This is a genomic window from Citrobacter sp. VF227 (assembly GCF_052950715.1).
Window position 1 is genome coordinate 1305487 of sequence record NZ_JBRFVF010000001.1, and the last position, 26674, is coordinate 1332160.

24 protein-coding genes are annotated in these 26674 nt (G+C 52.7%); 3 read left to right on the forward strand and 21 right to left on the reverse strand.

Translation table 11 applies throughout. The annotated features are described in order from the left end of the window. Window positions 1–183: 183 nt before the first annotated feature. The 6 genes from argT to ACU8YC_RS06410 all read right to left on the reverse strand — a co-directional run bounded on the left by argT (window position 184) and on the right by ACU8YC_RS06410 (window position 7371). Window positions 184–966, reverse strand: coding sequence for a lysine/arginine/ornithine ABC transporter substrate-binding protein ArgT (gene argT, locus ACU8YC_RS06385; protein ID WP_187253466.1), 783 nt, complete (start codon window positions 964–966; stop codon window positions 184–186). A gap of 287 nt (window positions 967–1253) precedes the next feature. Then, window positions 1254–1823, reverse strand: a complete 570-nt coding sequence (locus tag ACU8YC_RS06390; protein ID WP_151219936.1) for a UbiX family flavin prenyltransferase — start codon at window positions 1821–1823, stop codon at window positions 1254–1256. Beyond that, the gene (locus tag ACU8YC_RS06395; RefSeq protein WP_210904528.1) at window positions 1820–3286 is read right to left on the reverse strand and encodes an amino acid permease; all 1467 of its coding nucleotides are present in this window, start codon (window positions 3284–3286) and stop codon (window positions 1820–1822) included. The genes ACU8YC_RS06390 and ACU8YC_RS06395 overlap by 4 nt, the downstream gene beginning before the upstream one ends. Before the next feature lie 66 nt (window positions 3287–3352). Next, the gene (locus ACU8YC_RS06400; RefSeq protein WP_151224770.1) at window positions 3353–4456 is read right to left on the reverse strand and encodes an alanine/ornithine racemase family PLP-dependent enzyme; all 1104 of its coding nucleotides are present in this window, start codon (window positions 4454–4456) and stop codon (window positions 3353–3355) included. Between the two features lies 1 nt (window position 4457). Beyond that, window positions 4458–5879 (reverse strand): APC family permease, encoded by a 1422-nt coding sequence (locus ACU8YC_RS06405; RefSeq protein ID WP_151219937.1) that lies wholly within the window; start codon window positions 5877–5879, stop codon window positions 4458–4460. A 94-nt stretch (window positions 5880–5973) separates the two neighbouring features. Beyond that, the gene (locus ACU8YC_RS06410) at window positions 5974–7371 is read right to left on the reverse strand and encodes a diaminopimelate decarboxylase family protein (RefSeq protein WP_151219938.1); all 1398 of its coding nucleotides are present in this window, start codon (window positions 7369–7371) and stop codon (window positions 5974–5976) included. A gap of 213 nt (window positions 7372–7584) precedes the next feature. On the opposite strand from ACU8YC_RS06410, the gene ACU8YC_RS06415 reads away from it, so the two are divergent. Continuing rightward, window positions 7585–9012, forward strand: a complete 1428-nt coding sequence (locus ACU8YC_RS06415) for a sigma-54 interaction domain-containing protein (protein WP_187253469.1) — start codon at window positions 7585–7587, stop codon at window positions 9010–9012. Window positions 9013–9047: 35 nt separating this feature from the next. Here the strand turns inward: ACU8YC_RS06415 and purF are convergent, their stop codons facing one another. The 9 genes from purF to pdxB all read right to left on the reverse strand — a co-directional run bounded on the left by purF (window position 9048) and on the right by pdxB (window position 18198). Further along, a complete protein-coding gene (gene purF / locus ACU8YC_RS06420) occupies window positions 9048–10565 on the reverse strand; it encodes an amidophosphoribosyltransferase (protein ID WP_005129677.1) in 1518 nt (505 codons plus the stop codon). Window positions 10566–10598: 33 nt separating this feature from the next. Then, on the reverse strand, window positions 10599–11087 hold the full coding sequence (cvpA, locus tag ACU8YC_RS06425) for a colicin V production protein (protein ID WP_005129678.1): 489 nt from the start codon (window positions 11085–11087) through the stop codon (window positions 10599–10601). A gap of 220 nt (window positions 11088–11307) precedes the next feature. Further along, a complete protein-coding gene (gene dedD / locus ACU8YC_RS06430) occupies window positions 11308–11970 on the reverse strand; it encodes a cell division protein DedD (protein ID WP_187253470.1) in 663 nt (220 codons plus the stop codon). Beyond that, the gene (folC, locus tag ACU8YC_RS06435; protein WP_151219940.1) at window positions 11960–13228 is read right to left on the reverse strand and encodes a bifunctional tetrahydrofolate synthase/dihydrofolate synthase; all 1269 of its coding nucleotides are present in this window, start codon (window positions 13226–13228) and stop codon (window positions 11960–11962) included. Before folC ends, dedD begins: the two co-directional genes overlap by 11 nt. Before the next feature lie 192 nt (window positions 13229–13420). After that, window positions 13421–14335, reverse strand: a complete 915-nt coding sequence (accD, locus tag ACU8YC_RS06440; RefSeq protein ID WP_115601722.1) for an acetyl-CoA carboxylase, carboxyltransferase subunit beta — start codon at window positions 14333–14335, stop codon at window positions 13421–13423. A gap of 149 nt (window positions 14336–14484) precedes the next feature. Next, window positions 14485–15144: a DedA family protein gene (locus tag ACU8YC_RS06445; RefSeq protein ID WP_103770339.1), complete on the reverse strand. Its 660-nt coding sequence runs from the start codon at window positions 15142–15144 to the stop codon at window positions 14485–14487. 24 nt (window positions 15145–15168) lie between these two features. Further along, window positions 15169–15981, reverse strand: coding sequence for a tRNA pseudouridine(38-40) synthase TruA (truA, locus tag ACU8YC_RS06450; RefSeq protein ID WP_151219941.1), 813 nt, complete (start codon window positions 15979–15981; stop codon window positions 15169–15171). After that, a complete protein-coding gene (locus ACU8YC_RS06455; RefSeq protein ID WP_187253472.1) occupies window positions 15981–16994 on the reverse strand; it encodes an aspartate-semialdehyde dehydrogenase in 1014 nt (337 codons plus the stop codon). The genes truA and ACU8YC_RS06455 overlap by 1 nt, the downstream gene beginning before the upstream one ends. A gap of 67 nt (window positions 16995–17061) precedes the next feature. After that, window positions 17062–18198: a 4-phosphoerythronate dehydrogenase PdxB gene (gene pdxB / locus ACU8YC_RS06460; protein WP_446895126.1), complete on the reverse strand. Its 1137-nt coding sequence runs from the start codon at window positions 18196–18198 to the stop codon at window positions 17062–17064. Window positions 18199–18306: 108 nt separating this feature from the next. Between pdxB and flk the strand changes: the two genes are divergently transcribed. Then, a complete protein-coding gene (gene flk / locus ACU8YC_RS06465; RefSeq protein ID WP_446895169.1) occupies window positions 18307–19308 on the forward strand; it encodes a flagella biosynthesis regulator Flk in 1002 nt (333 codons plus the stop codon). Here flk and ACU8YC_RS06470 read toward each other — a convergent pair. Both ACU8YC_RS06470 and fabB read right to left on the reverse strand, forming a co-directional pair. Next, on the reverse strand, window positions 19305–20483 hold the full coding sequence (locus ACU8YC_RS06470) for an arabinose transporter (RefSeq protein ID WP_446895127.1): 1179 nt from the start codon (window positions 20481–20483) through the stop codon (window positions 19305–19307). The genes flk and ACU8YC_RS06470 overlap by 4 nt on opposite strands. A 207-nt stretch (window positions 20484–20690) precedes the next feature. After that, entirely contained in the window at window positions 20691–21911 is a 1221-nt protein-coding gene (gene fabB / locus ACU8YC_RS06475; protein WP_046670107.1) for a beta-ketoacyl-ACP synthase I, read from the reverse strand. 159 nt (window positions 21912–22070) lie between these two features. Between fabB and mnmC the strand changes: the two genes are divergently transcribed. Next, the gene (gene mnmC, locus ACU8YC_RS06480) at window positions 22071–24071 is read left to right on the forward strand and encodes a bifunctional tRNA (5-methylaminomethyl-2-thiouridine)(34)-methyltransferase MnmD/FAD-dependent 5-carboxymethylaminomethyl-2-thiouridine(34) oxidoreductase MnmC (RefSeq protein ID WP_187258655.1); all 2001 of its coding nucleotides are present in this window, start codon (window positions 22071–22073) and stop codon (window positions 24069–24071) included. Between the two features lie 110 nt (window positions 24072–24181). Here mnmC and ACU8YC_RS06485 read toward each other — a convergent pair whose 3' ends face one another. The 4 genes from ACU8YC_RS06485 to mepA are packed head-to-tail and all read right to left on the reverse strand — an operon-like array spanning window position 24182 to window position 26674. Beyond that, window positions 24182–24460 (reverse strand): YfcL family protein, encoded by a 279-nt coding sequence (locus tag ACU8YC_RS06485; RefSeq protein WP_151219946.1) that lies wholly within the window; start codon window positions 24458–24460, stop codon window positions 24182–24184. 32 nt (window positions 24461–24492) lie between these two features. After that, a complete protein-coding gene (locus ACU8YC_RS06490) occupies window positions 24493–25041 on the reverse strand; it encodes an elongation factor P hydroxylase (protein ID WP_151219947.1) in 549 nt (182 codons plus the stop codon). Continuing rightward, window positions 25041–25850 (reverse strand): sulfite exporter TauE/SafE family protein, encoded by an 810-nt coding sequence (locus tag ACU8YC_RS06495; RefSeq protein ID WP_187253475.1) that lies wholly within the window; start codon window positions 25848–25850, stop codon window positions 25041–25043. Before ACU8YC_RS06495 ends, ACU8YC_RS06490 begins: the two co-directional genes overlap by 1 nt. Then, window positions 25850–26674, reverse strand: a complete 825-nt coding sequence (gene mepA, locus ACU8YC_RS06500) for a penicillin-insensitive murein endopeptidase (RefSeq protein ID WP_151219948.1) — start codon at window positions 26672–26674, stop codon at window positions 25850–25852. Before mepA ends, ACU8YC_RS06495 begins: the two co-directional genes overlap by 1 nt.

The following is a 26674-nucleotide window of genomic DNA, read 5'->3' on the forward strand; positions in this document are numbered from 1 at the left end:
ATTAATCAGGCCGACAAGGCAAAGCATTCTGCCCTGTCGGCGGTATTTATTTGCATGAAAAGCGCTTAAGTATGCACTCATGCTTATTATGTCAGCGACAACAGCACCAAAACAGTGCACTCAATGTATTATGCACCGCAATAGTTACCCGCAATGGTGCAGTCAATTCCCCGCTGCGACGTATTAATCGCCGTAGACATTAAAGTTAAAATACTTACTCGCCATTTTGTCGTAAGTGCCGTCTTTGCGCAGTTCACCCAGCGCTTTATCAAAAGCAGCTTTCAGCTCGGTGTCATCTTTGCGCAAACCAATCCCAGTTCCGTCGCCAAAGTATTTTTTATCTTTCACCGAAGGACCTGCAAAGTCGTAGCCCTTACCGGCAGGCTGCTTCAGGAAGCCTTCGCTGGCCGCGACTTCATCCTGCAGCGCTGCGTCAAGACGCCCCGCCGTCAGGTCAGAATAGATGAGGTCCTGGTTCGCATAGGCCACCACATCCACGCCTTTGCTACGCCAGTTGTCATTGGCATAGGCTTCCTGAGTAGAGCCTTGTAGCACACCAACGTGTTTACCCTTAAGGGAATCCAAAGTCGGTTTAATCGGAGAACCTTTCGCGGCGATCAGACGTGAGTCTGCTGCGTAAAGCTTGTCGGAGAACGCAATCTCTTGCTGACGTTTCTCGGTGATAGAAAGCGAGGAGATAATGGCATCAATTTTTTTCGCTTTCAGCGACGGAATTAGCGCATCAAAGTCGCTGGCAACCCAGGTACATTTGATCTGCATGCGCTTACACATCTCATTTCCCAGATCGATATCAAAGCCGACAAAGTCGCCTTTAGCATCCTTAGAGGAAAAAGGTGCGTACGTTGTATCTGTACCAATACGAACCGTCTGCGGAAGTGCTGCGTGGCTGGCCGCGGTGGCACAGAGTCCTACCAGCAAAGACAAAGCAAGAACCGTCTTCTTCATACATAACCCTCAGGTGGCGTAATTTTATTATGTTTTACGTTGTGTTGTGTGTTTGCAGACTTTTTCATGCAGGTCTTATGCCATTTTGGCGTCGATGAGGATATTCGACGTTAAATATGTTAATAAAACGTTGCAACAATGTCCTGATTTTGAAGATAGCAGGTCTGACGGTTGAACCGCAGCGTTTCGTTGGGTTTTAGCGAATTAAATGTTGAGGATATGATCGCGGTTACAAAATTGCCCTGAAACAGGGCAATGGATGTTTCTTTGCACGCGAATAGAACGGATTACGCCCCTTGCCAGCGGGTGAACAGATCCTGCGCAAGGGAGATATCAAACTGGTCAAGTACGCGGTTAACCGTTTGATTAATCACATCATCGAGCGTTTGCGGGCGATGATAGAATGCCGGGACAGGCGGCATAATCACCGCGCCAATTTCTGCCGCCTGGGTCATCAGCCGCAGATGCCCCAAATGTAGAGGCGTTTCACGCACGCACAGTACCAGCGGACGACGTTCTTTCAACACCACATCTGCCGCACGGGTAAGCAACCCATCGGTGTAGCTGTGGACGATGCCGGAAAGCGTTTTAATTGAACACGGCAGGATAACCATTCCAGCGGTCTGAAAAGAGCCGGAGGAGATGCTGGCGGCAATATCTCGCGAATCATGAGTCACATTCGCCAGCGCCTGCACGTCGCGCACGGAGAGGTCCGTTTCCAGCGCCAGCGTCTGCCGGGCAGCGGCGCTCATCACCAAATGGGTTTCCACATCGGTAACGTCACGCAAAACCTGCAGCAAGCGCACGCCGTAAATTGCCCCGCTTGCGCCACTAATCCCTACAATGAGTCGTTTCATTTTACTTTTCCATCACTTGATGGGCTAACTGTGCCGTATTTCTTTACCGCAGACAACCTGGAATCACTCTCCTCTTCAGTCCGCAAAGCAGGTTTTAGCGCATACCATGAAACCAGAATACAAACCATAAAAGCCAGTTCTACCAGCATGATCACGCCCCCTTTTTCACTGAACCAGGTTCCCACCATAATGGCAACATTTGTAACAATAACAAACCTGGCCATCCAGGGAAAAAACGGTGAACGATAGCGCAGTAAATCAGGGGAATACTTCCCGTCATTCACAGCCTTGCGAAACTGATACTGACACCAGCCAATAGTAATCCACGCCAGACAACCCACCTGCCCGGTACTGGCAATCAACAAAATATAGAATTTCTGTGCAGGAATATAGCGAGTCAGCATCGATACCAGAGCCAGCATTACTGTTATCAGAATAGCGTAAACAGGCACACCGCTGGCGTTAGTCCTGGCGAAAAAACGGGGGGCGAAACGGTCGCCCGACATTGACCATAACATGCGTGAACTGGCATAGATTGCGGAATTCGCCGCTGACACAGCAGCAGAGAATATGACTAGCGTCATCAGGACATCTGCGCCAGGCATACCGACATGTGAGAATACCCACACGAAGGGGCTGGTTCCATCGGGTATCTTTCCCTGCGGATAAACCAACGCCAGAACAGCAATCGCCAGACCGTAAAACAGAATAATACGCAGACCGATTCCAAGAATCACCTTGGGTAAGACACTATGCGGCGACTCCGTTTCGCCTGCCGCGTTTCCAACCAGCTCAACGCCCTGGAACGAATAGATGACGATTGTCATGCAGACCAGAATTTGCTCCCATCCGTGGGGAAACCACAATCCTCCACTTTTTAACGTTGGATGCCAGTTCGTGTCTCCTGACAGCGAGAAGATCATTACCCCACCCGCCGCGATAAAAAGCACTATCGCGAAAACTTTAATCGCAGATAACCAGTATTCACATTCGCCGAAACTTTTCGCCGAACAGAGATTGATCAGCGTTAACACGACAAGAATGATAAGACAGAAGAAGTGGATAGGGATAACGGGGAAAAATTGATGGGCAATGAAGCCCGCAGCAGTCAGATCCGCCGCCAGGGAAAACACCCAACTCAGCCAATATAACCAGCCAATGGTATAGCTCCAGATAGGATTGGGCATGAACATCAACGCATAATGCTGAAATGAGCCTGAGTGGGGAAATGCGCAGGACAGTTCGCCAAGGCACATCATAGTTGCCAGCATAATCGCACCAGCGAACAGATAAGCCAACAATGTTCCAGCTGGTCCAACGCTATTCAGCGGTTCGGCTATGCCGATAAACAAACCTGTACCGATTGTCCCGCCGAGCGACATCATCAGCAAATGACGCTTTTTGAGGTTTCGTCGTAATCCATTTTCAGGTTCGACGGGGGGTAGCGCTTGCAGGGTACTCATGGTCACTCCCTGTCTCAGAAAGGGTCAGAGACGCCGCCACATATGCACTACTGTGGCGGCAGTGGCTTAACGAATAAACCGCGTGGCAACGCCCTTCGTCTGACAGGCCATCAGAAGCCCTGTGTAGTCGAGTTCAAAGCGGATGATATCCCCGACTTTCAGCGGCTGCTCGCATGCTTCAATATCCACCAGCGTATGATCGCTGGTTTGTCCCAGAATGGTGATATTGTCATCGCAAGGCACACAGTTATCGGAAGGGACATCCTGTCGACCAAATGCCAACAACGCCCGCAAACGCGTGCCATGATCGACAAAGGTTTTTGTTTGCAGGAAGGCGTCTACGCCAAGTTCTCCAACGGGTATTGTTGGCTTGCTGTTCAGCTCAATAATCTCTGCCTCAAGGACATACATATCGGAACAGGCTTTTTCCACCGGTTTTGTAGAGTGATGAAATTCATTCAGATACTTCATCTCGACATATTCAATGCCGAACTCATGTAGCCCCCCAATACGCAGGTGGTTTAACCCCTTAGGCCAAATACCTTTATCCAGTAAATGGTAGCTGGTGCAATTACCGGCAGAGAGTCGGCGAACTGCCACACCGCTGTCCTGCTCGACTCGTGCGGCCAGTGCCAGAAAATCTTCACCATTTTTTACCGTCGGCAAGACCGTGCCATAGCAGTTGAAGTTAGTTCCCAGGCCATACAGTTCCAGGCAAGGCAATTCCTGAATGAGCCGGATGGTGCTGAGAATGTGTGAATACTCGGTGAACCAGATACCTTCGCGTAAATCCCCCATATCCACCATCAGCAATACCTGATGCGTTTTCCCCTGGCGTTGGGCTTCCTGAGATAGCGCCCGCAGGATGATGGGTTCGCTGTTCAGACTGATATCGGCATAACGGATAACATCTTCAATCTCACTCAGGCAAGGACTGCGGAGCAGACAGGTTGTACAGCCGATTTCACGGATTTTTTTCAGGTTATAGGTCCGCGATTCTGCAATCACCTTAATGCCGCCATCAAATACCGCCTGTGCGGTTTCAATACAGCCATCAAAAACTTTATTGACGGCCATGACCTCAATCCCACTGCTGGCTAACAGCGCTTTTTCCGTTCGGGCATTTTCTTCCAGCTTGCGTAAATTGATTTCCAGGATTGGCATATACATTTTATTTTCCTCCTGCCACGCTCAGACGAGCGTTACGTTTCTGGGCCCGGTGATAGATACATTCAGCAACGATGACGGCCAGCAACGCGCCACCCACGATCTTGCCGGCGTACTGGAAATATCCTCCCATATCAATTTGTGAAGGCGGGATAAACAGTAATGCGACAGCAAAAGCAATAGAGATAAATCCAAGTGCAGGCAGGACAGCAGGTAAGACTTTTCCAGGGATTTTGAAGCTTCTGGGCGTATCCGGTTGCGTCTGACGCAAACGCCAGAATGCAGGGAACATCACCAGATAAGGAATGAAATAGGTGATGGTCGTCAATGCAGTCAGCATCCAGTATGCCGCGGCGACGCTCGGGGAGATAAAGGTTGAGAAACACAATACCGTAACGATTATTGCCTGAACAATCAGCGCAAAGGCTGGCGTTTTCCAGACTGGATGCAACCGGGCAATTTTATCCCCTAACAAATTATCCTCACGCGAGGCTTCCTGAAGCATGTAGATAGGACCTACCAGCCAGGAGTTGATCTGGCCTAATGCGCCAAAGAACATGCAGATTGCCATTACCGGGATCAGCCAGGGCATATGTAACGTATCCGCCGCGGCATGCATTGCCTGCATCACACCCGCCACAATATCGGTTTTTCCCGCGGGTAACAGTGTGTTCAGCGCCCAGGTACCAACCATGTAAATCCCAACAATAACGGCTGCAGAAACCGCCATCGCGCGCGGGAAATCACGTTGCGGATTGCGCGTACGTCCGGCAATCATTGGCGCGACTTCCAGCCCGGCGAAAGCAAACATCATGCTCGACAGAAAGACGATAGTATCCCAATGGCTCAGATCAGGAACCCAGTTCGCCGCCGTCGCATAATCGGTTTGCATCTTATGCCCGGTCGCCAACCACACAATAGCCAGGATAATCAAAATGGCGGATGGGATGAACACGCCGCACCAGGCGCTGACGCTATTGATAATTTTGGTCCACTCCATGCCGCGAATATTCATTAACGTCAGCAACCAAAAAATCACCGCCGAACCAATACCAATAAAGGCCTTATTCTCCGCGAGTCCCCCGCCTATCATGTACCCCAACGCCGTAAAACCGAACTGAAGCATCAAGGGAAAAAACAACACGCAGGAAAAGAGGAAGCACACCACCACTATCCACGCGATACGTTTCCCAAACGCCTCTTTGATCCAGACGAATATCCCGCCATCTTTCGGCCATCCGGTCGACAGTTCACCGCACACCATCGCCAGAGGAAAGAACAGACAGAATGCGGCGATCACCCACAGCAACATTGCTGAAGCGCCGTAGGGCGCGACATTGGGTATTTGCCGCAAACTCAGAATGGCAATGACATTCATAAAGACAATATCTTTGATGCCAAGTAAGCCAGAACTATTGTTACTCATGGCCATCTCCTGTTATGCACTCAGGGGCATCACTGCCCTCTTCGAATCACCTGACTCACGGACTCCAGCCGCTGCCGGAGTCCCAAAATGAGATTTAATAAATGTCGTACTTGACCATATCTTCGTAACTGTCTTCCCGACGGATTAAGCGGTCTTTACCCTCTTTGTCTATCATCACAACAGCTGAGCGTGGGCGGTTGTTATACACGGTTTGGCTTTCGATGGTATAAGCGCCCGCATCCAGAAACGCGACGATATCGCCGATTTGCGTGTTCTGCGGCATCAGGAACTCTTCCCCCTTCACGCCCATATGGAAATAGTCACCGCCATCACACAGCGGTCCGGCGAGTTTGATCCACGCATCGTGAGCATCGGTCATTCTGGAGACGTTGTAGACGTAGAAGAACCAGTCAAAATGCTGGCTGTCTGACAGCACGCTGTATCCGGCATCAACAAATTTCCATTCAACATGACATTCCACATTGCCGTTCAGGTCGTAGTTCGTTTTACGTTTTTCACAGGCAACTTCGGTTAACAGGACCGCAGCCGAGCCGGTCACTTTACGCCCAGGCTCAATGCAGATCTCCACATCCGTACGCCATTTATGAACTTCACGAATAACCGCATCAGCAAAGTCCTGCGCCGTTATCCCGGCATACATGTTGTCTTTCAGCGGATCACCATTCTCTTCATCATATTTGTAGGGCACAGGGATACCGCCGCCTACGTTGATAAGATCAAATTTAATGCCCAGAACCTCTTCCAGGCGTCGGGATTCATCCACCAGCACTTTTGTCGCTTTGGCAAACGGTTCCGACTCCGGCACCTGGTCGCCCACATGCATGTGCAATCCGCGCAGATGGACATAAGGCATTTCCAAAATCCGCCGACAGGTTTCTTCCGCTTGCTCCAGATCCAGCCCCGATTTAGCGTGAAAAGCCGTCACCAGCTCTGCATGTGTCGCAGAAGGAACGTTGGGTTCCACGCGCACGCAGACATTGGCAACTTTCTTCAATTTACGGGAGATCGCGTCGATATGATCCAGTTCATATAGGCTGTCGACGTTGATCAGGTACAGATCGTTGGCAATGGCATATTCCAGATCTGCAGGTTTTTTCACTACGCCGTTAAAAACGATCTGATCGCCACGAAAGCCAATTTCCAGGCATTTACGCACTTCATACTGCGAATTTGCCTCTGCACAAATTCCTGCGTCACGAATGGCCTGAAGAACGCCCATTACTGAACAGGTTTTAGAAGCAAAAAAAGTTTTAGTGTTTTTGTGGGCAGCGAACGCCTGCTGAATTTCGTTGATATTACGAATGATCTCTGACTCAGAGAACACATAGAACGGGGTAGGATACTTGCGTGCTAACGCATCCAGATCCACGCCTTCAAAACACAAGTGCCCCTCTTTTTGCTGGAAACGGCGATCGTTCTTTATCACCTGCTCACGTAACTGGTTGTAGTTTTGAATAATCGAATCAGTCATAACATCCTCTGCTTATTTTCATCACAAGAATCCACATTCATTTGATGGATATATAGCAACAGGCATGCCATGTTTTTATTTATTAAAAATCAATATGTTATAAATAATAGCGAATTATATTTTTTGTCACTTAGCATGTTATTCATCAAAACGACGAAAATTCGTCATCTCTATAATGATGCAGTGAAAAACAGGAAAAGAAGGAATCCGGCTATGGCTTCGACCAACAAAGAGCTGGCTGCAGCACTTAAAATATTCTCCCGCTTCTTCGACCTCATCCACCAACCCCTGGCGGTGATCAATGAACGTGGCGAGTATGTCTACTACAACCAGGAAAGCGCGGATCTGGATGGATATAGCATTGAGCAGGCATTAGGAAAACATATGCTGGACGTCTATCCGAGCATGAAAGAGACGCAAAGCACCATGCTTTCATCATTGAAGAAGGGCGTGGAATATATTGGACACTACCAGATTTACTATAACGCACGCGGCCAGGCGGTAGATTATCAACATACCACCGCCCCGCTCTGGTCAAGCGATGGCAGCATGATTGGCGTGATTGAAATTGGCAGGAATATGTCCGGCGTCAGGCGGCTGCAGGAGCAGGTTGTTGAACTAAACCATCTGCTCTATGCCGATCGCCATGAAAAACACCACGCAATCATTACTGAGAATGCGGAAATGCTGCACAACATTGCGAAGGCAAAACGTCTGGCAGCCAGCAATATTCCAGTGACTATCGTTGGCGAAACAGGAACCGGTAAAGAGCTTTTTTCTCGTCTCATCCATCAATGTAGTAAACGCGCTGACAAACCTTTTATTGCCCTGAACTGCGGCGCACTCCCGCCGACGCTCATCGAAAGTACACTTTTTGGTACTGTCCGCGGTGCGTACACCGGAGCAGAAAATAGTCAGGGGTATCTGGAACTGGCCAACGGAGGAACGCTCTTTCTGGATGAACTAAACGCGATGCCCATTGAGATGCAAAGTAAGCTCCTGCGTTTTCTCCAGGATAAAACGTTCTGGCGGCTGGGCGGTCAACAGCAGATCCATTCTGATGTACGTATCGTTGCGGCAATGAATGAAACGCCCGCACGGCTGATTCAAACAGGTAAGCTACGCGCAGATCTTTTTTATCGTCTGAATGTGGGTATGCTCACCCTTCCGCCTTTACGCAAACGTCCGGAAGATATTGCGCTACTGGCTAATTATTTCATCGATAAATACCGTAATGATGTGCCGCAAGATATTCATGGTCTGAGCGAAGCCGCACGTATTGCCTTGTTACATCATACCTGGCCCGGCAATGTCAGGATGCTGGAAAATGCCATCGTGCGCAGCATGATTATGCAAGAAAACGACGGAATGCTAAAAAAAATTGTCTTTGAAGAGGAAGAATTAAGCTTAGGGGTTACGGATATCCCAACCGTTGTCAGCCGCCCAGTACGCGCGGAGTCTGAGGGAGATGGCTCCCTTGATGTACAGGTAGCCAGGTTCGAAAAAAGCCTGATTGAAACGGCACTAAATACCTGTCAGGGAAATATTGCCGCTGCGGCACGCAGTCTCAATATTTCTCGAACGACGCTGCAATACAAGGTACAGAAATACGCTATTCGCTTCGGCGTAGTTAGTGACTGATGAAAGCCAGCGACATTTTGCCGCTGGCGATATCATTAACCTTCGTTGTGCATCTCAAGGTTTTCCGCTTCGTTCTGACGCAAAATCGCTTTGGCGTCGTCGTTACGCAGGGAGTCGAGGAAATCGAGATATTGCTGGTCGACATCTTTGGTGACGTACACACCGTTAAACACTGAACATTCAAACTGCTGAATATCCGGGTTCTCAGCGCGAACGGCTTCAATCAGATCGTTCAGATCCTGGAAGATAAGACCATCTGCGCCAATTATTTGGCGAATCTCGTCCACTTCGCGACCATGTGCAATCAGCTCCGTCGCCGTAGGCATATCAATACCATAAACGTTCGGGAAGCGAATTTCCGGGGCAGCAGAGGCCAGATACACCTTCTTCGCTCCGGCTTCACGCGCCATCTCGATAATCTGTTCAGAGGTGGTACCGCGTACAATAGAGTCATCCACCAGCAGCACGTTTTTATCACGGAATTCCGCACGGTTGGCGTTCAGCTTACGGCGCACGGATTTACGGCGCAGTTGCTGGCCCGGCATGATAAAGGTACGGCCCACGTAGCGGTTTTTCACAAAACCCTGACGGTACGGCTTACCGAGAATGCGGGCAATTTCCAGCGCGATATCGCACGAGGTTTCCGGAATCGGGATCACTACGTCGATGTCCAGATCTTCCCACTCACGAGCAATTTTTTCGCCAAGCTTGGTACCCATGTTTACACGGGCGCTGTAGACGGAAATCTTGTCGATAAAAGAGTCAGGACGTGCAAAGTAAACATACTCGAACAGGCACGGATTGCTGACTGGGTTATCCGCACACTGCCGGGTAAACAGCTGACCTTTTTCGGTGATATAGACCGCTTCGCCAGGAGCTACGTCACGCAGGAATTCAAAGCCCAGCGTATCCAGCGCTACGCTCTCGGAGGCCACCATGTACTCGGTACGACCATCGCCAATATCACGTTTACCCAGCACCAGCGGACGGATGCCGTTCGGATCGCGGAAGGCAACCATACCGTGACCGATAATCATCGCCACGCAGGCATAGGCACCGCGGATCTGGCGGTTGGTTGCCGCAATAGCGGCAAAAATATTATCGGCTTCCAGCGGGTAGTGGCGGAAGTTATCCAGCTCACTGGCGAAAATATTCAGCAGAATTTCTGAATCTGAAGTGGTATTGATGTGGCGGCGCTTTTCTTCAAACAGCTTTTTACGCAGCTCATGCGCGTTGGTCAGGTTGCCATTGTGGGCAAGCGTGATGCCATACGGTGAGTTGACATAGAAAGGTTGAGCCTCGGAGGCGCTGGAGCTGCCAGCCGTTGGGTAACGCACATGACCGATGCCCATGTTGCCCTGCAAACGCTGCATGTGGCGCGCTTCAAAAATGTCGCTCACCATTCCGTTCGCTTTACGCAAGCGGAAGCAGTTGTTGGCATCAATGGTGATGATGCCAGCGGCATCCTGGCCACGATGCTGGAGCACCGTTAACGCGTCATAAATCGACTGGTTTACCGGCATAACACCGGCGATACCGACAATACCGCACATACGTCTTTTCCTCGTTCAGCAACAACCCAAAGTTTATACTTTGGGCAAGAAACTTGACGAGCTTTGCAGATAGTCAAAGAACCATCTGATGATGAAACTGAACTGCGGGATCAGCTGCGACTTACTCCAGTCTTCACTTTTCGACAGACCGGTAAACGTATCGAGAAAGAACAAGATGGCGGCGACAATCAGCGCTCCGCGCAGAGCACCGAAGCAGATCCCCAACACTCTGTCGGTTCCCGACAGACCTGTTTTCTCTACCAGTTGGCCTATCACAAAGTTAACGATAGCGCCGACGATAAGTGTCGCGATGAACAGTATCGCGATAGCAATCCCATTTCGAACCAGTTCGTCTTCAAAGCCCGTAAACCAGACAGACAGGTAAGTGTAGTAATGGCTGGCGACAAAGAAAGCACAACCCCAAGTCACCAACGATAATGCTTCACGAACAAAGCCACGGATCAGGCTAACCAGACAGGAAAAACCAATCACCGCGATAATGGCGTAATCAATCCAGACCATATGTGTCCCACGATTTTACGCCCTGTCGTCCTGTTCGGGGCGCATTCTAACAGAAAAAGAAAACGTTTGCGTAGGGATTTCCTTTCCACGCGTAAATAAAAATGGCGCTGAAAAAATCTTCAACGCCATACCGTTTTATGCCTCTTTGGGCACTGCCGGATAGCGGTGAAAACACCGTATCCGGCCTGAATAAGAGCTGCGCCGTAAATAGCGCAATCCCTTAATTAGGGGTGTACCCCATCACGACGCCACTCAGACCAGAGAGCTTCTGCAGCTCGCCCAGCGAGCTCTTCAGCTTATCTTTGGAGGCGTCCGGCCCGACGAGAATGCGGGTTATTTTACCCTGCACCGGCGTTGACGGGGAAGTATATACCCGGAAGCCCGCGCCACGAAGTTTACCCACGATCTCATTGACCTTATCCGCATTTTTCAGCGCCCCGAGCTGTACGACGTACGCCTTGCCGGTTGGCGCTGGCGGTTCTTCAGCGGCCGGTTTAGGTGCTGGGGCCGGTGCAGGCGTCGGAGCGACGGCAACAGGCTGCGGCTTCGGTTTAGGCTTCGGCTGCTCTACGGGCGCAGGGACAGGATCCAACTCTGCGCTGTTGGCCGTCGTCAAACGTGAAGGATCTAAGGATGGCGCGGCAGCATCACCCGCACGCACCTCTTCTGCCGCCCCTTCCGGCGGCTGGGTCGGCAGCGCCTGCGTTGCCGCAGGCATCATGTCTGGTTCATCGCGATCGCCGGGTTTCGGCACCAGAGGGATCGCCGCAAACTCATCCTGATAATGCTTTTTCTGCCCGTCAAGCAACCCGGGGAGCACAATCACTCCCAGCGCGACCAGCACAATTGTGCCGACTAATCGATTCTGAAACTTACTCGCCACCGCTTCTCCCCACGTCTATTACTTCCATGACATGTGCGACAGTGTGAAACGATCCACACACCAACACGGTATCTTCAGGCTTCGCCTCAGCCAGTGCCGCAGACCATGCCTGCGCCACGCTGTCATAGGCGTTGCCTTTGCCCAGATGCTCCAGCAATTGTTCTGCCGTTGCGCCACGCGGCCCTTCCAGGGGCGCACAGTACCAAACGTCAACCACGCTTTTTAACCAGGCTAACGTACCGGCAATGTCTTTATCATGTAGCATACCGATAACCGCAAGTACACGCCCGCTTTTCACTAACTTTTTCAGACGTCCGGTCAGATATTCCGCCGCATGCGGGTTATGGGCAACATCGAAAATCACTCGCGGCGACTCGCTCACAATCTGGAAGCGTCCGGGCAAAATCGCGTGTTTGATGCCGTCACGAATGGCCTGCTCGCTGACTTTTAGCCCGCTTGCGCGCAGCGCGGCCAGTGCGGTAGCAGCGTTAGGTTGGGGAACCTGTGGCAACGGCAGATGCGCCAACGTTCCGTGATTATCCGTAAACGACCAGTCGTTCTCAGTTACCGCATAGCGCCAGTCCACGCTGCAGCGTTGCAAAATTGCCCCGCACTCTTGCGCGACATCCGCGATGGTGTAAGGCATTTCCGGTTCGCCAACGATAGCCGGTTTCTCTGCGCGGAAAATTCCCGCTTTCTCACGACCAATGCTTTCACGATCCGGGCCCAGCCAGTCAGTATGATCAAGCGCAATACTGGTGATCACAGCCACATCAGCATCAACGATATTGGTGGCATCAAGACGCCCGCCCAGCCCCACTTCCAGAATAACGACATCCAATTGCGCCTGTTTAAACAACCAGAGCGCTGATAGCGTACCGTATTCAAAGTAGGTCAGAGAAATGTCGCCACGCGCGTCTTCGATCTCAGCAAACGATGCGGTATGCGCTGATTCCGACAGTTCACGCCCCTGCACGCGCACGCGTTCCGTGTAGCGCACCAGATGCGGCGAACTGTAGACCCCGACTTTATAGCCTGCTGCGGTCAGCACAGATTCCAGCGTACGACAGGTCGTGCCTTTTCCGTTGGTTCCTGCCACCGTAAACACAAATGGCGCGGGTTTCAACACACCCAGTTTGCGCGCCACCTGGCTTACACGCTCAAGGCCCAGATCGATGGTTTTACTGTGCAGGTTTTCCAGATAAGAAAGCCACGACGCCAGGGGCGACGCGGCTTGAGGAATACGTTTATTGTCCATGATGCCTGTAATTTTATTACGTAGAAAAAAGCAAAAGGCAGCGCCAGTTGGCCCTGCCCTTTTTTACTCGTCGTCCTTCAAGCTGCAGGTGTATTGGCTGCTCTCGCTCACCCGAATCACTTGCCAGCGCAAGCTCATCGGGGTTCACTCTCTTGCCGCCTTCCTGCAACTCAAAATCCATAGAGTAAGTTATCAGGCCTCTGATTCCTGATCGGGTACCGGAGGTACCACCTCGCCTTCACGCGGCTCATCCGGATTCGGCGCAGGAAGATTCATCAGCTTCGCCAGAATGCTTGCCAGTTTCAGGCGCATTTCCGGACGGCGGACAATCATATCGATAGCGCCTTTTTCAATCAGGAACTCGCTGCGCTGGAATCCCGGCGGCAGTTTCTCACGTACGGTTTGCTCGATAACACGCGGACCCGCAAAACCAATCAGTGCTTTCGGTTCAGCAATATTGAGATCGCCCAGCATTGCGAAGCTTGCGGAAACACCGCCCATCGTTGGGTCGGTCAGTACAGAAATATACGGTAAACCGCGTTCCTGCATTTTCGCCAGCGCGGCAGAGGTTTTTGCCATCTGCATCAGAGACATCAGTGCTTCCTGCATACGCGCCCCGCCAGAAGCGGAGAAGCAGATCAGCGGACAGTTATCTTCCAGCGCCTGTTCGACGGCACGGACAAAACGCGCGCCGACCACAGAGCCCATGGAGCCGCCCATAAACGCGAACTCGAATGCCGCAGCAACGACCGGCATACCATGCAGCGTGCCTTTCATTACCACCAGCGCATCTTTCTCGCCGGTTTCTTTCTGCGCAGAGGCCAGTCTGTCTTTGTACTTTTTGGAGTCACGAAACTTCAGCACATCTTTCGGCTCAAGTTCGCTACCCAGTTCCACAAGAGAACCTTCATCTAACAGGCTATGCAGGCGATTGCGCGCCGACATGCGCATATGATGGTCACACTTCGGACAGACCTCAAGATTACGTTCCAGCTCAGCACGGTATAAAACCTGACCGCAGCTATCACACTTGGTCCACACCCCTTCAGGAATGCTTGCCTTGCGGGTGGGAGTAATGTTGCTTTTAATTCGTTCAATCCAGCTCATTGGTGACCTTTCTGCCTGAACCCTAGTCAGCTTTGTTATAAGGGGCGCATAATGCCATTTTTGCCCCTAACAGACCATGAATGTTGCACATTAAAACATAACAGCCCGAAACTTTGGATAAAAAAGTGGTCGAACCGCTGAGTTACTTTCTATTTTGCAGCCCGTGACGCAGCACGCTTATGGCGAATCACTTCAATTACGCCCGGCAATACGGAAAGGACAATAATCGCCACAATCAGTAATTTCAGGTTTTCCTGAACGATCGGCAGGTCGCCGAACAGATAACCTGCATAGGTAAACAGCAAGACCCACAGCAGCGCGCCTGCGACGTTATACATCGCAAAATGACGGTAGGACATGTGCCCCATACCGGCAACAAACGGCGCAAATGTCCGTACGATGGGTACGAAACGCGCAAGAATAATGGTTTTACCACCATGACGCTCATAGAACGCATGGGTTTTATCCAAATAACTGCGACGGAAAATTTTGGAGTTCGGGTTGCTAAATAGTTTTTCACCGAACAACCGGCCAATCGTGTAGTTCACCGCATCGCCCACGATCGCCGCCACAATCATCAATACCACCATCAGATGAACATTAAGATCGTTAGTTGGCAGCGCAGAAAGCGCACCAGCAACAAACAGCAGCGAGTCTCCCGGCAGGAACGGTGTCACCACCAGCCCGGTTTCACAGAACAGGATCAGAAACAGAATCGCGTATACCCAGATACCGTATTCCGCGACCAGCTCCGCCAGGTGCACATCAATGTGCAGGATAAAATCAATAAGAAAGTAAATCAGGTCCATAGTTTTGCCTTTATACGACTCAAATTAGTCCGCCAGAAATAGCGGGCCCATAGGCGGTTTTGGCAGGTCGAACCGTTCCGGGTAATCTACTGCAACCAGATACAGTCCTTCCGCTTTCGCCGTTGCCGCTGCCAGCGTTCTGTCCTTCGCCGCTAACAGTTCTGCTATCCAGCTCTCCGGCTGGTTGTGGGCACCTACTTCCATCAGGCTGCCGACAATATTCCTGACCATATGATGTACAAAGGCATTCGCTTTAATATCCACCACCACATATGCACCGAAACGTTCGACGTTAATGTGCATCACGTTACGCCACGGTGTGCGCGACTGGCACTGTACCGCACGGAACGAGGTAAAATCATTTTCGCCAATCAGACACTGGGCTGCACGATGCATACGCTCAGCGTCCAGCGGTTCATAATAATGGGTTACCCCTTTACCCAAAACCGCAGGGCGCAACCGATGATTGTAGATGATGTAGCGATAACGGCGAGCCGTAGCGCTAAATCTGGCATGAAAATCATCAGGTACAGCTTTCACCCAGCGCACGGCGATGTCACCAGGTAAATTCGCATTTACCCCCAGTGTCCAGGCCGCATCTTTACGCTGAGCAGTGGTTTCAAAATGCACAACCTGCCCAGTGCCATGAACGCCCGCATCCGTGCGACCTGCACAAAAAACATTAATACGTTCATTCGCCACCTGAGAGAGCGCTTTTTCCAGTTTTTCCTGAACACTACGCACTTCGTTCTGGCGCTGCCAGCCATAATATTTGCTGCCGTCGTACTCAATGCCCAGCGCAATTTTATGGGTTGACGGCTGTTGCAGGTCAGACATTAGTACAGGTACTCCTGCACCAGTTTTTCCGCAATTTTCACCGCCATCAACGCACCGCCAAAGCGTACGTTGTCTGCCACAGACCAAAACTGAACCTGCTCCGGCATGCCGTAATCGTTATGCACGCAACCAATGGAAAGGTGCGGAGTACCTGACGCGTCGCCAACCTGGGTCGGGAAATCGGTCTCTTCCGACAACACCACATCTTCGCCGCGTGAAAACGCATCACGAGCTTCTTCCGCCGCCAATGGACGCAGGGCTTCAAAATTCACCATCTGCGCATGGCCATAAAACACCGGGGACTGCACGATGCTGGCGGAGATCAGCAGACCGTCGTCTTGCATAATTTTGCGCACTTCATCAACGATACGACGCTCTTCGCGCACGCTGCCTTCGCGATCGGGCAGCAGCGGCAGCATATTGAACGCCAGCTGACGACCAAAGAAATCATCTTCGTCAATCGGAATGCCATTAAGCAGTTTCGCGCTTTGTCCGGCCAGCGCGTCTACGGCTTTTTTACCGTGAGCGGAAGCCGAAATAATGTTGGTCACCGTAATCCGTGACAGCCCGCCGTCATCAATCAGCGGCTTCAGCGCAGACAGCAACTGGCTGGTCAGGCTGTCAGGGACCGCAATCACATTCCGGTTACGGTAATCCGCCAGCACGAACGGATTAACGTCCGGAACCACCAGCGGAACGTCCGGCTCGAGCGCAAACAGGCCACTGCTGTCGATAACCAGACAACCTGCATTGGTTGCTTCTTCCACCCATGCGGCAGTGGCTTCAACGCCTGCAACAAAAAATGCCAGTTGCGCCTGCGTCCAGTCAAAGTCGGCAACATCCTGAACAATGACCGATTTACCGTTAAAACGCAGATGCTCACCGGCGCTTTCATTACGCGCCAGCGCATAAATTTCACCGACCGGGAACTGGCGTTCAGCCAGCGTATCGAGCAGGGCTTCGCCTACGGCGCCCGTTGCGCCCAGAATGGCAATATTCCAGCCTTCAGACATGGTGATTTACTCCAGAAATACGTAAGCGTCCCTGTCGCATTATTCGACAGGGAGCATTAAGAAGACATTAATGTGCCGGGTGATGAACGGCGTTAAAACCCAGCTTACACAACAAGGCAGCAGCGGTTGCGTCGTCACACATCACATACAAAGACGACCATTCACGGCGCTCAAGATAATTTTTGCGCAGTTTATCAAATTCACCCGGAATTCCAGCGACTTTACGCAGCGGCGCATCATCGCGGCGCACATCATACACTAAATGCGCCAGCCTTTTCAGCGTTGGCTGATCTAACGGACCATGCAGGGTGATACGACCAAACTCCGGCGCAGGTAACAGGGTATTAAGCGCAATGTGCTGTTCGTGTCCAATAAACTTGCTATAGGCCTCAAAGACCTGCGTGGTGCCTCGCGCTTTTCCTTCCAGGGTATATCCGGCAATGTGCGCGGTGCCGATATCAGCTTTTTCAAGCAATGCCACGTTGAGATCCGGTTCCCCTTCCCAGACATCAAGCACGACACTTAACAACTGCCCGGCATTCAATCGGTTCAGCAATGCCGTATTGTCGATCACCGGCCCACGACAGGCATTGATCAGGATGGTACCCGGCTTCAGTCGGCTAATCAGTGCGTCATCAGCGAGATGCAGCGTTTTGTAGGGTCCGTCTTTGAACAGCGGCGTATGGAAAGTCAGCACATCGGCTTGCTCTACCAGTTCGTCCAGCGAGCGGAAATCGCCCTCGTCACCGCGATCGGCCCGCGGCGGATCGCACAGCAACGTGCGGATCCCCAGCGCTTCCAGGCGCGCCTGCAAACGCCCGCCCACGTTGCCCACACCCACAATACCCACGGTACGATCGCGTAACGCGAAGCCGTCGCGCTCCGCCAGCATCAGCAACGCTGAAAAAACATATTCTACGACCGCTATCGCGTTACAACCGGGCGCGGCGGAAAAACCGATCCCAGCCTGCGCAAGCCAGGCGTCATCCACATGATCTGTGCCTGCGGTTGCTGTGCCGACAAATTTAATCGGTTTTCCGCTAAGCAGTGATTCATTTACTTTCGTCACCGAGCGCACCATTAAGGCATCCGCATCATCCAGTTCGGCAACGGGAATCGGACGGCCAGGAACCGCTTTGACCCCCCCCAAACGACTGAACAGTTCGCGGGCATAGGGCATATTTTCATCAACGAGAATTTTCACGTCTTTCGCACCTGTTTGAGAACGAGAGTTAACCGGGCAAGTGTGCCATAATCTCGCCGCCAGGCATACTGCGAGACCTGGTCAGGACAGATTTAAGGAACAGAGATGATGCAGCCCATTTCAGGTACGCCCGCCCGTCCTCCCGGCGAAGGTCAAAATGCCCCTTCCGCTGCGGGTGAACAACCGTTATCCACGCAACAACGTACCGTGCTGGAACGATTAATCACCCGTTTGATTTCGCTCACCCAGCAGCAAAACGCCGAGGTGTGGGCAGGAATGAAGCACGATCTGGGCGTTAAAAGTGACACGCCATTGCAGTCACGCCACTTTCCTGCCGCGGAGCAAAACCTGAACCAGCGACTGGAGGTTGCTCAGCAAAATCATGCCAATCGTCAGGTGCTGTCACAGCTCACGGAATTACTTGGTCAGGGAAATAACCGCCAGGCGGTGAGTGATTTTATCCGTCAGCAGTTTGGGCAAACGGCGCTCAGCCAGCTCACGCCAGAGCAGTTGAAGAACGTGCTCACGCTGTTGCAGCAGGGGCAGCTTTCAATACCGCAGCCGCAGCAGCGCCCGGCCACCGACCGACCGCTATTACCCGCAGAGCACAATACCCTGAACCAGTTGGTGACTAAACTGGCGGCGGCTACCGGGGAATCCGGCAAGATGATCTGGCAGTCGATGCTGGAGTTGTCTGGCGTAAAAAGCGGTGAGCTGATCCCCGCCAAACAATTTACGCATCTGGTGACCTGGTTACAGGCGCGCCAGACGCTCAGCCTGCAAAGCGCCCCGACGCTACAAACGCTCCAGGCGGCGCTGAAGCTGCCATTAGAGCCGAATGAGCTGACAGCAATAAAAGAGTACGCGCAGCAGACGTATCAGATCCAACCACAATCGATTCTGACCACGGTGCAGGTGCAGGACTTGCTCAATCAAATTTTCCTGCGTCGCGTGGAACGAGAACGCGAGCTCAGCGATCCGCGTCATCTGCAGCCCATTTACAGCCCGTTCGCGCCGATGATTGAAACGGTTAAATCTCTGTCGGCACGACCGGGACTGTTGTTTGTTGCATTGATGATTGCGTTAGCCATTTTCTGGCTGGTCGCTTAACCTTTACGCAGCGTAAGCAACGTTACAATAATCCCCACCACGGCGGATATCGCCCCGGCAAGGAACACTGAGGGATAACCGTACGCGGTGGCCAGCACCCCGGCGACCGGCCCGCTTATGCCGTAGGAGATATCCTGAAATGCGGCGTATCCGCCCAGCGCCGTACCGCGAACCTGCGCGGGTACTCGCTTCACCACCTCGACGCCCAAGGCCGGGAAGATAAGCGAACACCCGGCCCCGGTTAATGCCGCTCCAAGCAGTGCAACCCAGGCTGTTGGGGCCTGCCACAGCAGAATCAGTCCTGCGGTTTCCACCAGCAAAGAGACAACGGCAACCTTCACGCCGCCAAACCGGTCCGGCATCCAGCCAAACAGAATGCGCATCAGCACAAACGCCCCGCCAAACGCGGTCAGGGTGAACCCCGCCATCGTCCAGCCATTGCTGACAAAATAGAGTGAAATAAATGTACCGATCACCGCAAAGCCAACGCCCTGCAGCGCCAGGCCCAGGCCCGGTTTCCAGATAAGCCCTACCACGCTCCATAACGAAGGGCGTTCTCCTTCATGTGCAGGCACTTTACGCACGGTGCCGTTGAATACCCATGCCAGCAGCGGTAATACCATCGTGGTTCCCGCCAGCGCCGCGAAGCCAAAGTGGCTGTGGATCAACAGGCCCAACGGTGCACCGGCGGCCAGCGCGCCGTAAATCGCCATTCCGTTCCATGACATCACCTTACCGGAGCGTGTTGGGCCGACCAGCCCCAGCCCCCAGGTCAGCGTTCCGGTGAGCAACTGGCTTTCGCCAAAACCGAGGATCAAACGACCGACGATTAGCAACGCAAATTTTACGGGAACAGAAACGGGCAATAGCGCGGCTAACAGCCACGCCGCACCCGCCAGCCCACAGGCAAACATCCCCTGTAGCGCCGAGCGTTTGGCACCATATTGATCGGCTAACCGCCCGGCGTAGCCGCGTGTTAATACCGTCGCCAGAAACTGTACGCCGACGGCGATGCCGACCATGGTATTGCCATAGCCCAGTTCCTGGTGCACAAACAGAGGAATGACGGGCAAAGGTAAACCGACCGTCATATAGGTCAGGAAAACCGCAAAAGCGATGCGAAACAGCGAAAAGTTCGCCGAAGGTGTTTTTTCTTGTTGGGTTACAGCTGTCATGCGTTACTCCAAAATGCAGAGTAAGGCGAGGAATGCCCACGCCCCCTCTACCTGACTATCAGGATTAAGGTGCGTTGGATAACGTTAAACGCTTACGCATTATCAAGAGGATAATGTTGAAGCTGGAGTCTGCCTGTAAACCAGAGCGGTTGTCAACGATATAAAAAAGGGAGCCATCAGGCTCCCCTTTTGCATAATCTTTCAGTCTTACGCTTTCAGTTTACGCATAACCAGCGTAGCGTTGGTGCCGCCAAAGCCGAAGCTGTTGGACATCACGGTGGTCAGCGCCTGCTCGGTCGGTTTGGTCACGATGTTCAGACCTGCCGCCTGCTCGTCCAGCTCTTCAATGTTGATGCTTGGCGCAATAAAGCCGTGTTCCAGCATCAGCAGAGAGTAAATAGCTTCCTGTACACCAGCCGCGCCCAGTGAGTGACCGGTCATCGCTTTGGTCGCAGAAATTGCCGGGCTGTTGTCGCCAAACACTTCACGAATTGCGCCCAGCTCTTTCACGTCGCCTACCGGAGTAGAGGTACCGTGGGAGTTCAGGTAGTCGATCGGCGTATCTACGCCGTGCATCGCCATCTGCATGCAACGTACTGCGCCTTCGCCAGACGGAGCAACCATGTCTGCGCCATCGGACGTTGCGCCGTAACCGACGATTTCCGCATAGATGTGCGCGCCACGAGCCAGAGCGTGTTCCAGCTCTTCGACCACGACCATACCGCCGCCGCCTGCAATAACGAAACCATCACGGTGTGCGTCATAGGTACGGGAAGCTTTAGATGGGTCGTCGTTATATTTGGTAGACAGCGCGCCCATTGCGTCGAATTCACACGCCATTTCCCAGCACAGCTCTTCGCCGCCGCCAGCAAAAACGATGTCCTGTTTGCCCAGCTGAATTTGTTCTACTGCGTTGCCGATGCAGTGCGCAGATGTCGCACAGGCAGAGCTGATGGAGTAGTTAACACCGTGGATTTTGAACGGTGTAGCGAGGCAGGCAGAAACGCCTGAAGCCATCGCTTTAGTGACCACATACGGGCCAACCGCTTTCAGGCCACGCGGGCTACGCATTGCGTCAGCGCCGAACACCTGGAAACGCGGGGAACCGCCGCCGGAACCTGCAATCAGGCCAACGCGCGGATTGTTCTGGTAATCTTCTGCAGCCAGGCCGGCATCAGCCACTGCCTGCTCCATTGAAAGGAATGCATAGATGGATGCGTCGCTCATGAAGCGCACTACTTTGCGGTCAATGAGGCCAGTGGTATCCAGTTTTACGTTGCCCCAAACGTGGCTACGCATGCCGGAGTCCTTCAGCTCCTGAGAGAAAGTGATCCCTGAACGTCCTTCACGCAGAGATGCCAGGACTTCCTGCTGGTTATTACCGATGCTGGAAACGATGCCCAAGCCAGTAATCACTGCACGTTTCATTCAATACCTCTGTAAGTCGCACTATTTTAAAGTTTCGAGTGGCACAATAGCGTACACTTGTACGCCGAACAAGTCCGATCAGCCATTTTATGTGGAAATTTGCGCAGCCAGGCACTCATCGCTAAGATCGGGACACAGCCTGCCAGACGAGTAACTTACGTGAAACAATACGCTATACAACCTGCCAACCTTGAATTCAACGCTGAGGGTACACCTGTTTCCCGAGATTTTGACGATGTCTATTTTTCTAATGACAACGGGCTGGAAGAGACACGTTACGTCTTTCTCGGCGGTAACCATCTCGCCCAGCGATTCCCTGTGCATTCACGTCCCCTCTTCGTGGTGGCCGAAAGCGGGTTTGGCACCGGACTTAACTTCCTCACGCTCTGGCAGGCATTTGCCGAATTCCGTGATACCCACCCTGACGCTACCCTGGAAAGATTACATTTCATTAGTTTTGAAAAATTTCCGCTGACCCGTGAAGATCTCACCACAGCCCACCAACACTGGCCAGAACTTGCCCCATGGGCCACGGCGCTGCAAGAACAATGGCCGCTGCCGCTGGCGGGGTGTCATCGTCTGCTACTTGATGATGGGCGCGTCACGCTGGATCTGTGGTTTGGCGATATTAACGAATTAACCAGCAAGCTGGATGACTCTCTGAATCAAAAAGTGGACGCCTGGTTTCTGGACGGTTTCGCACCAGCAAAAAATCCGGATATGTGGACGCCGACGCTGTTTAACGCGATGGCCCGACTGGCGCGTCCCGGCGGCACGCTGGCGACTTTCACCTCGGCAGGATTCGTACGTCGCGGGTTACAGGAAGCCGGATTTACGATGCAAAAATGCAAAGGTTTTGGTCGCAAACGTGAAATGCTTTGTGGCGTAATGGAACAAACTCAGGCGCGGCCTTCTTCAGCCCCCTGGTTTGCACGTACGGGAACAGAGAAGCGCGAAGCCGCCATTATTGGCGGAGGAATAGCCAGTGCATTGCTGTCGCTGGCCTTATTGCGTCGCGGTTGGCAGGTCACGCTCTATTGCGCGGACGATAAACCTGCCGGGGGCGCATCCGGTAATCGCCAGGGCGCACTCTATCCGTTACTCAGCAAGCAAGACGCGGCTATTAATCTCTTTTTCCCCACCGCGTTTACCTTCGCCCGTCGACTGTATGACACCCTTCCCGTTGAGTTTGCGCATGACTGGTGCGGCGTAACGCAACTCGCATGGGATGAGAAAAGTCAGCAAAAAATCGCTCAGATGCTGTCCCTTGAACTGCCCGAACCGCTCGCCGTCGGCGTGAACGCGAAGCAGGTGTTGCAAACTACGGGCGTGGAAACCGAATGCGGTGGGATTCAGTATCCAGCCGGAGGATGGCTGTGCCCGGCGCAGTTGACCACCGCCGTACTGGACTACGCTTCAACTCTGGGATTACGCGCCCGTTATCAACACACGTTGACCTCTCTGACACGCCAGACGTCAGGCTGGCAACTACAGTTTTCTAACGGTGAAATCACCACTCACGCAGCGGTCGTTCTGGCTAACGGTCACCGCATTAACAGCGTTGAGCAGACGCAAGCTCTACCCGTGTACTCCGTAGGCGGTCAGGTGAGTCATATTCCCACCACGCCAGCACTTTCAGCGCTACGCCAGGTGTTGTGCTATGACGGCTACCTCACGCCGCACAACCCGCAAAACCAGCAGCACTGCATTGGCGCCAGCTATCATCGAGGAAGTGAAGAGACAGCCTTTCGCGAGGACGATCAGCAGCAAAACCGTCAACGCTTAGTCGACTGCTTCCCCAACGCTGCGTGGGCAAAAGAGGTAAACGTTAGTGATAATGCCGCCCGCTGTGGGGTGCGCTGCGCCACGCGCGATCACATACCGATGGTCGGCAACGTCGCGGACTATAACGCCACGCTCAGCCAGTACGCCACGCTTGCTGAAGATAAAGAGCATGCCGTAAGCGCACCGGTGTATTCCGATTTATTTATGCTGGGCGCACTGGGCTCGCGCGGACTGTGTTCTGCGCCGTTGTGTGCGGAAATTCTGGCTTCGCAAATGAGCGATGAACCTATTCCCATGGATGCCAGCACCCTGGCGGCGCTGAATCCTAATCGTCTGTGGGTCAGGAAGTTATTGAAGGGAAAAGCGGTGAAATAAAACTCACTATTGCCTGATGGCGCTACGCTTATCAGGCCTAAAGACTATGCTTCACTCTGCCAGGCCGGATAAGACGCCTGAGCGTCGCTATCCGGCACACGCAACTGCAATTATTGTTTTGTCGCTTTCTGGAACAGAGTGTCCCACATTTCTTTCACTAACGCCTGGTCACGCGGCGAGAGTTCACCTGCGCTGATGGCTTTTTCCAGGCTGCTGGTCACATTGGCGTACAATGCCTCAGCGGAATGGTCCTCGCCAGCGTCCAGTTCGGCCACGGCCAGCGTCAGGTGTCCACGCAAATAACCACTGGCAAACAACTCATCATCGCTGGCGTGCTCTACCATATCGTCGATTAATACCAGAATGCGTGATTCAAACTCCGCGATCATCTTCTTTCCTCATTGTAAACGTGGCAGCGGCTTCAGTTTAGCGCTTCGGGCCACGGGAATTGTTCCGCCTTAAGTTCAGGCGTGTGATAATAATTCTGTAACGCGTTGATGAAGCGCGCCGGGCGTTCAGGGATCCCCTTCTCCAGGTACTCCATCACCTGAGCATGAACACGGCGCTGGAATAGGACGCGATCCGGTTCAAAGTCCCCTTCCAGGTTGTCGCAACTGACGTTAAACGGGTAGCCCGCCGCCACGCAAAACAACCAGTCAAACGCCTGCGGCTTCACTTCCACATCTTCAAACTGACATTGCGTCTTCGCGTCGCGTCCGTCAGGGCAGTACCAGTAACCGAAGTCAACCAGCTCACGACGCGCCTTTCCCGCGATGCACCAGTGTGAAATTTCGTGTAACGCACTGGCATAATAACCATGCGCAAAAACGATACGGTGATACGGCAATTCCGCATCTGCAGGAAGATAGATCGGTTCATCGTCGCCTTTAATCAGACGGGTATTAAATTCATCGGCAAAGCAGCCGTTAAAAATCTCAATTAACTGTTCGTAGTGATGGGTATTATTCATTAGTTCATCCCCAGCCAGTGGAGAATCTCCTGTCCATGATTATCATAAAGTAGCTTGGCGCTCATCACGGCGGAGACAATGACGATCATCGGCCGAATGAGTTTTTGTCCTTTGCTGAGCACCAGCCGTGAGCCCATCCGTGCGCCAATAAACTGGCCAATAAGCATCACAAAGCCCGTCGCCCAAATCACTTTGCCGCCCAGGGCAAATAACAGCAGCCCACCGATATTCGAGGTGGCATTTAATACTTTGGCGTGGGCCGTCGATTTCGCAAGGTTGTAGCCGCACAGCATGACAAAGGCCAGCGCGTAGAACGACCCCGCCGCCGGACCAAAAAAGCCATCGTAAAAACCGACACAGCCTCCGGCCACCAGCGCGAAAGGCAAACCATGCAATCGACGCTGTCGGTCCTCTTCCCCCACTTTCGGCATTAACAGAAAATAGAGGCCAATACAGATAACCAGAACCGGCAGGATCTGGCGCAGAATATCTGACTGCACGTGCTGAACCAATAGCGCGCCGCTCATTGATCCGACAAACGTCATGAAGATATTGAGTTTCTGATCCGCCAGGTTAACCACACCCCGGCGAATAAAATAAAGGGAAGAAGAGATAGACCCGCCACAGGCCTGCAATTTGTTGGTGGCCAGAGCTTGCGCGGGTGGCATCCCGGCCGCCATCAATGCCGGAATGGTGAGTAAACCACCGCCTCCGGCCAGAGAATCAATAAAACCTGCCAACATCGCCACAAAAAAAAGCACACCTAACAGCAGTGGCGACACCATAAACAGAGAGACAAAATGATCCATTAGAGTACATGCTCGTCCAGTAGCGCCTGGCAGGAAGGCGGCAACGGCGGCGGTGTCTTCTTCTCAGGCTTGGTGGTTCCAGGTTTCGGAGGTTCGAACCAGCTTTGCAGCTCCGCGCCGCAGCCGTCACCCGGTGGCGGTAACGGTTGATCTTCGCACTCAAGACTGTCGGCAGGACAACGTAACCGGACGTGCATATGCGCACGGTGCTGGAACCACGGTCGCACTTTACGCAACCAGTCCCTGTCGGTCCCTGCATCCAGACAAAGTTGCTGCTTAATCGCCGGATTCACGAAAATACGCGTAACTTCATTATCTCTTGCAGCCAGCCTGATCAGGCTGAAAATCTCCGGCTTCCACAGGGACGGCACAACGCGTTTACCATCCTGCGAGACCAGATCTAACGCCTGAGGCCGCAGCAGCTGTGACTGGGTCCAGCGCGTTTTCGGCAGTTGCAGGAAAATATCCACATCCAGTCCCGTCTGGTGGCTGGCGTGACCGCCATTGAATCGCCCACCGGCCGGCATGCCCATATCACCGATTAACACCGTGCCCAGCCCCAGATTATTGGCCTGATTACTCAAACGCTGGATAAACATCACCAGATCCGGATGACCAAAGTAACGGCGCTGATCGGTGCGCATCACCTGATAGTGTTCTGACTGTACAGGCAGCGTATCTGCGCCAACAATACAGCCATTGGAAAACGCGCCGATCGACTGCGCGCTGCCTGCAATCGGATGGGTAATTTTCTGCCAGGGCGTTGCCGCCAGACAGGCGGTACTGACAAACAGAGCCAGCGCCGCAAGTGCCGTTTTTTTCAT

What these genes read in the sequence shown, in the direction of transcription:
- cvpA (WP_005129678.1), bottom strand. Translation starts at nt 11,087, where the DNA reads ATGGTCTGGATTGATTACGCCATTATCGCGGTGATTGGTTTTTCCTGT.
- ACU8YC_RS06485 (WP_151219946.1), bottom strand. Translation starts at nt 24,460, where the DNA reads ATGATCGCGGAGTTTGAATCACGCATTCTGGTATTAATCGACGATATG.
- ACU8YC_RS06400 (WP_151224770.1), bottom strand. Translation starts at nt 4,456, where the DNA reads ATGTATATGCCAATCCTGGAAATCAATTTACGCAAGCTGGAAGAAAAT.
- mepA (WP_151219948.1), bottom strand. Translation starts at nt 26,674, where the DNA reads ATGAAAAAAACGGCACTTGCGGCGCTGGCTCTGTTTGTCAGTACCGCC.
- truA (WP_151219941.1), bottom strand. Translation starts at nt 15,981, where the DNA reads ATGTCTGACCTGCAACAGCCGTCAACCCATAAAATTGCGCTGGGCATT.
- ACU8YC_RS06455 (WP_187253472.1), bottom strand. Translation starts at nt 16,994, where the DNA reads ATGTCTGAAGGCTGGAATATTGCCATTCTGGGCGCAACGGGCGCCGTA.
- accD (WP_115601722.1), bottom strand. Translation starts at nt 14,335, where the DNA reads ATGAGCTGGATTGAACGAATTAAAAGCAACATTACTCCCACCCGCAAG.
- flk (WP_446895169.1), top strand. Translation starts at nt 18,307, where the DNA reads ATGCAGCCCATTTCAGGTACGCCCGCCCGTCCTCCCGGCGAAGGTCAA.
- ACU8YC_RS06495 (WP_187253475.1), bottom strand. Translation starts at nt 25,850, where the DNA reads ATGGATCATTTTGTCTCTCTGTTTATGGTGTCGCCACTGCTGTTAGGT.
- ACU8YC_RS06395 (WP_210904528.1), bottom strand. Translation starts at nt 3,286, where the DNA reads ATGAGTACCCTGCAAGCGCTACCCCCCGTCGAACCTGAAAATGGATTA.
- argT (WP_187253466.1), bottom strand. Translation starts at nt 966, where the DNA reads ATGAAGAAGACGGTTCTTGCTTTGTCTTTGCTGGTAGGACTCTGTGCC.
- ACU8YC_RS06445 (WP_103770339.1), bottom strand. Translation starts at nt 15,144, where the DNA reads ATGGACCTGATTTACTTTCTTATTGATTTTATCCTGCACATTGATGTG.
- ACU8YC_RS06410 (WP_151219938.1), bottom strand. Translation starts at nt 7,371, where the DNA reads ATGACTGATTCGATTATTCAAAACTACAACCAGTTACGTGAGCAGGTG.
- fabB (WP_046670107.1), bottom strand. Translation starts at nt 21,911, where the DNA reads ATGAAACGTGCAGTGATTACTGGCTTGGGCATCGTTTCCAGCATCGGT.
- ACU8YC_RS06415 (WP_187253469.1), top strand. Translation starts at nt 7,585, where the DNA reads ATGGCTTCGACCAACAAAGAGCTGGCTGCAGCACTTAAAATATTCTCC.
- ACU8YC_RS06490 (WP_151219947.1), bottom strand. Translation starts at nt 25,041, where the DNA reads ATGAATAATACCCATCACTACGAACAGTTAATTGAGATTTTTAACGGC.
- ACU8YC_RS06390 (WP_151219936.1), bottom strand. Translation starts at nt 1,823, where the DNA reads ATGAAACGACTCATTGTAGGGATTAGTGGCGCAAGCGGGGCAATTTAC.
- purF (WP_005129677.1), bottom strand. Translation starts at nt 10,565, where the DNA reads ATGTGCGGTATTGTCGGTATCGCCGGTGTTATGCCGGTAAACCAGTCG.
- ACU8YC_RS06405 (WP_151219937.1), bottom strand. Translation starts at nt 5,879, where the DNA reads ATGAGTAACAATAGTTCTGGCTTACTTGGCATCAAAGATATTGTCTTT.
- ACU8YC_RS06470 (WP_446895127.1), bottom strand. Translation starts at nt 20,483, where the DNA reads ATGACAGCTGTAACCCAACAAGAAAAAACACCTTCGGCGAACTTTTCG.
- folC (WP_151219940.1), bottom strand. Translation starts at nt 13,228, where the DNA reads ATGGACAATAAACGTATTCCTCAAGCCGCGTCGCCCCTGGCGTCGTGG.